The 4,017-nt window shown below is 67.7% G+C and carries 3 protein-coding genes and 1 pseudogene; 1 reads left to right on the top strand and 3 read right to left on the bottom strand.

From position 1 onward, the window contains the following. The coding region (locus J5F18_RS09590; RefSeq protein WP_346302011.1) for an electron transfer flavoprotein-ubiquinone oxidoreductase at positions 1-1,603 on the top strand (1,603 nt) is incomplete at its 5' end. 68 nt (positions 1,604-1,671) lie between these two features. Here J5F18_RS09590 and J5F18_RS09585 read toward each other — a convergent pair. The 3 genes and pseudogenes from J5F18_RS09585 to J5F18_RS09575 all read right to left on the bottom strand — a co-directional run. Next, a complete protein-coding gene (locus J5F18_RS09585) occupies positions 1,672-2,760 on the bottom strand; it encodes a DegT/DnrJ/EryC1/StrS family aminotransferase (protein ID WP_346302010.1) in 1,089 nt (362 codons plus the stop codon). 17 nt (positions 2,761-2,777) lie between these two features. After that, positions 2,778-3,737: a Gfo/Idh/MocA family oxidoreductase gene (locus tag J5F18_RS09580; RefSeq protein ID WP_346302009.1), complete on the bottom strand. Its 960-nt coding sequence runs from the start codon at positions 3,735-3,737 to the stop codon at positions 2,778-2,780. A 62-nt stretch (positions 3,738-3,799) separates the two neighbouring features. Beyond that, positions 3,800-4,017 (bottom strand): annotated as a pseudogene (locus J5F18_RS09575) (sulfurtransferase); the annotation flags it as partial.

The following is a 4,017-nucleotide window of genomic DNA, read 5'->3' as shown; positions in this document are numbered from 1 at the left end:
TCGGCTGATGCAGCAGGCCAATGAGGCCGAGCAGGAGCTGACGGTATGCGTGGTGGAGAAGGGCTCCGAGGTGGGCGCCCATATCCTCTCCGGCGCCGTCTTCGAGCCCCGCGCCCTGGCCGAGCTCTTCCCCGACTGGGAGACGCGCGGCGCCCCGCTGACCACCCCGGCCACCCGCGACGAGGTTTACCTGCTCAAGGATGCCGAGAAGGCCCAGAAGCTGCCCAACGCACTCGTGCCGAAGTCCATGCACAACACCGGCGGCGAGCTCACCCGCTACGTGATCAGCGCCGGCAACCTCTGCCGCTGGCTGGCCGAGCAGGCCGAGGGGCTAGGGGTGGAGATCTTCCCCGGTTTCGCCGCCCAGGAGGCGATCGTCGAGGAGGGTGTGGTCAAGGGCATTCTGATCGGCGACATGGGCGTGGGCGCCGACGGCGAGCCCAAGGACAGCTACATGCCGGGCATGGAGCTGCGTGCGAAGTACACCCTGTTTGCCGAGGGCGCCCGGGGTCATATCGGCAAGCGCCTGATCCAGGAATACAACCTGGCCGAAGGCCGCGATCCCCAGCACTATGGCATCGGCCTGAAGGAGCTGTGGGACATTCCGGCCGAGCAGCACGAGCCGGGCCTGGTGCTGCACGGCTCCGGCTGGCCCCTGGACAAGTCCACCCACGGCGGCTGGTTCCTCTACCACGCCGAGAACCAGCAGGTGGTGGTGGGCCTGATCATGGACCTCTCCTACCAGAACCCCTGGCTCTCCCCCTTCGACGAGTTCCAGCGCATGAAGCACCACCCGGTGCTGGCCAAGCACCTCACCGGCGGCAAGCGGGTCGCCTACGGCGCCCGGGCCATCACCAAGGGCGGCCTCAACTGCCTGCCGAAGATGACCTTCCCCGGGGGCCTGCTCATCGGCTGCGACGCCGGCACCCTCAACTTCTCCAAGATCAAGGGGCTGCACACCGCCATGAAGTCGGGCCTGGTGGCCGCCGAGGCGGTGTTCGAGGCGCTGAACGCTCGTGAAGCAAAAGCCGCAGGGGATGAAGGGGGCCAGGAGCTGACCGCCTTTACCGAGAAGTGGGAGGCGAGCTGGGCCTATGCCGAGCTCAAGGAGAGCGCGAGCTTCGGCCCGGCGATCCACAAGTACGGCACCGTGGGCGGCGGCGCCTACAACTTCGTCAACCAGCTGCTCGGGGGCAGGCTGCCCAACGTCCACGACACCACCGCGGACCACGCCACGCTCAAACCGGCCGGCGAGTTCGAGAAGATCGACTACCCCAAGCCCGACGGCAAGCTCTCCTTCGACAAGCTCTCCTCGGTGTTCCTCTCGAACACCAACCACGAGGAGGACCAGCCCTGCCACCTGAAGCTGGCCGACCCGGAGCTGCCGATTCGCGACAACCTGCCGGAGTACGCCGAACCCGCCCAGCGCTACTGCCCGGCGGGGGTCTACGAGGTGATCGAGGGGGACGAGGGCAAGCCGCAGTTCCAGATCAACTTCCAGAACTGCGTGCACTGCAAGACCTGCGACATCAAGGACCCGGCCCAGAACATCACCTGGGTGGCGCCGGAGGGCGGCGGCGGGCCCAACTACCCCAATATGTAACCTGGGCACTATCGGCGAAAGGGCATGCCTCGCGGCATGCCCTTCTTGCATAGGGACGTCGCCGAGGGTCAGGTCAGGGCCTTCACCAGGGCCTCCACGACCCGCTGCTGCTGCGCGTCTTCCAGATAGGGGTGCATGGGCAGGCTGAGGATCGTCTCGCAGACCGCCTCGGTCACCGCCAGCCGACAGGCCGGGTCCGCCACCGCCGGCTGGCGGTTGAGCGGCTGCGGGTAGTGCACGGCGGTGGGGACGCCGGCATCGGCGAGCCGGCGCTGCACCGCCTCCCGGTTCGCCACCCGGATACTGTACTGGGCATAGACGCTGGTGTTGCCCGGGGCGAGTACCGGCGCCGTCGCGATGCCCGCCTCCCGGAGCAGGCGGTCATAGCGTTCGGCCGCCGCCTGGCGCTGCGCCACCTCCTCGTCGAAGATATCCAGCTTGGCCAGCAGCACCGCGGCCTGCAGCGTATCGAGCCGGCTGTTCATGCCCAGGCGAACATGGTGGTAGCGCTGCGCCTCGCCGTGGCGTGCCACCAGTCGAGCCGCCTCGGCCAGCGCCGGGTCGTCGGTGAACAGCGCGCCGCCGTCGCCATAGGCCCCCAGGGGCTTGCTGGGAAAGAAGCTGGTGGTCGCGATGCGACTCAGGCTGCCCGAGCGCCGGCCGTGCTGGGTCGCCCCGAAGCTCTGGGCGGCATCCTCGACCACCACCAGCCCATGGCGGCTGGCCACCTCGCCAATCGTCGCCATGTCGGCGCACTGGCCGAACATCGACACCGGCATGATGGCGCGGGTGCGCGGCGTGATCGCCGCCTCCAGGAGGGCCGGGTCGAGCAGATAGGTGTGCGGATCGATATCCACATAGACGGGCCTCGCGCCCGCCAGCACCACGCTCTCCGCCGAGGCGACGAAGGTGAAGCCGGGCACGATCACCTCGTCGCCCGGTCCGATCTCCAGCGCCATCAGGGCGATCTGCAGGGCGTCGGTGCCGTTGGCACAGCCGATGCAGTGGGCCACGCCGACGTAGTCGGCCAGGCGCTGCTCGAGCGCCTCCACCTCGGGTCCCAGGACGTAGCGGCCATGAGCCAGCACGCGGGCGATGGCCGCATCGAGCTGAGGCTTGATACGCGCCTGCTGGGCGGCCAGATCGATGAAGTGCATCCGTCTGCCTCCCTCTGCTATTGCGGCCTGGCCAGGCCGAGTTCCAGCACCCGGGGGTGACCCTCGTCCTGGCGCGGCGACGCGGGGGTCGCCTGGCGAATCGCCGTCACGGTGTCCAGGCAGTGGCGCACAGTCTCGATATCGAAGCCGCGACCGGCCAGGATCTCGCGATAGCTGACGGTGTGCAGATCGGTAAAGCCGGAGGAGAATTCGAAGAGCTCGTTATCGCAGGTGATGCTGCGATAGGTCGACTGGCGACCCCGCACGGCATCCGGCAGGTCCTCCTCGTCGATGGAGAGGAACCAGCGCACCCGGGCCTTCTCGTACTCCAGGTAACCGGCGGCCTTGTGGTCGTCGCTGTAGTGCAGCACCTGCTGCTCCAGCTCGCCGAAGATCTGGTGCAGCATGTCGAAGAAGTGAATGCCGATCTCCGCCACCACCCCGAACGACTTGCGCGGATCCCCCTTCCAGCTGGCCAGGTACCAGGGGCCGCGGGCGGTAATATAGGTGAGCTCGACTTCATACTTGGTGTCACGCCGCTCGGCGAGCACCTTGTCGCGCAGCTCGTGGATCGCCGGGTGATGGCGCAACTGCATGATGCTGTAGACGCTGCGCCCGGTCTCCTGCTCGACCAGTCGCAGCTCGTCGAGCTGCTCGGGGGTGGGGACCAGCGGCTTTTCGCAGATCACGTTGCAGCCCAGCTGCAGGCCGGCGACGATGTGGGCGCTGTGCAGGTGGTTGGGCGAGCAGACCACCATGTAGTCCAGCGCCCCCTCCCCCTTACGCCGCAGCCGCCAGGCGTGCTCGAGGAAATATTCGAACTCGGTAAAGAAGGCGCAGTTGGTCGAGATGGAGTCGATGATGCCCACCGAGTCGTTGATGTCGTAGGCCGCGACCAGCTCATGGCCGGTCTCCTTGATGGCCTGCATATGGCGCGGGGCGATATAGCCGGCCGCGCCGATCAGCGCAAAGTTCATTGTGATGGCTTCCCTGACCTGTTGAAAAAAAGCATAAGGTTAACGGCACCCCCGGCGGCTGCCTAGTCACCCTGCGCCACCGGCCGGGCGGGGTCGCGGATCCACTCGCTCCAGGAGCCCGGATAGAGCCGCGGCAAGGGGCGGCCGGCCACGGCATAGGCGAGGATGGTGTGGCAGGCGGTGACGCCGGAGCCGCAGTAGGCGACCACCGCTTCGGCCTCGGGCAGTTCGGCGGCCAGCTGGGCGGCCGGCTTGAAGCGCCCCCAGGGCGTGAGATTCT

This window comes from Halomonas sp. BM-2019, from assembly GCF_017584085.1.
The sequence above is the reverse complement of the archived record's forward strand: the minus strand, read 5'-3'. Positions and strand labels throughout refer to the sequence as shown.

Bases quoted from the DNA above. Each gene is read 5' to 3' on its own strand.
- J5F18_RS09585 (WP_346302010.1), bottom strand. From the start codon at position 2,760: ATGCACTTCATCGATCTGGCCGCCCAGCAGGCGCGTATCAAGCCTCAG.
- J5F18_RS09580 (WP_346302009.1), bottom strand. From the start codon at position 3,737: ATGAACTTTGCGCTGATCGGCGCGGCCGGCTATATCGCCCCGCGCCAT.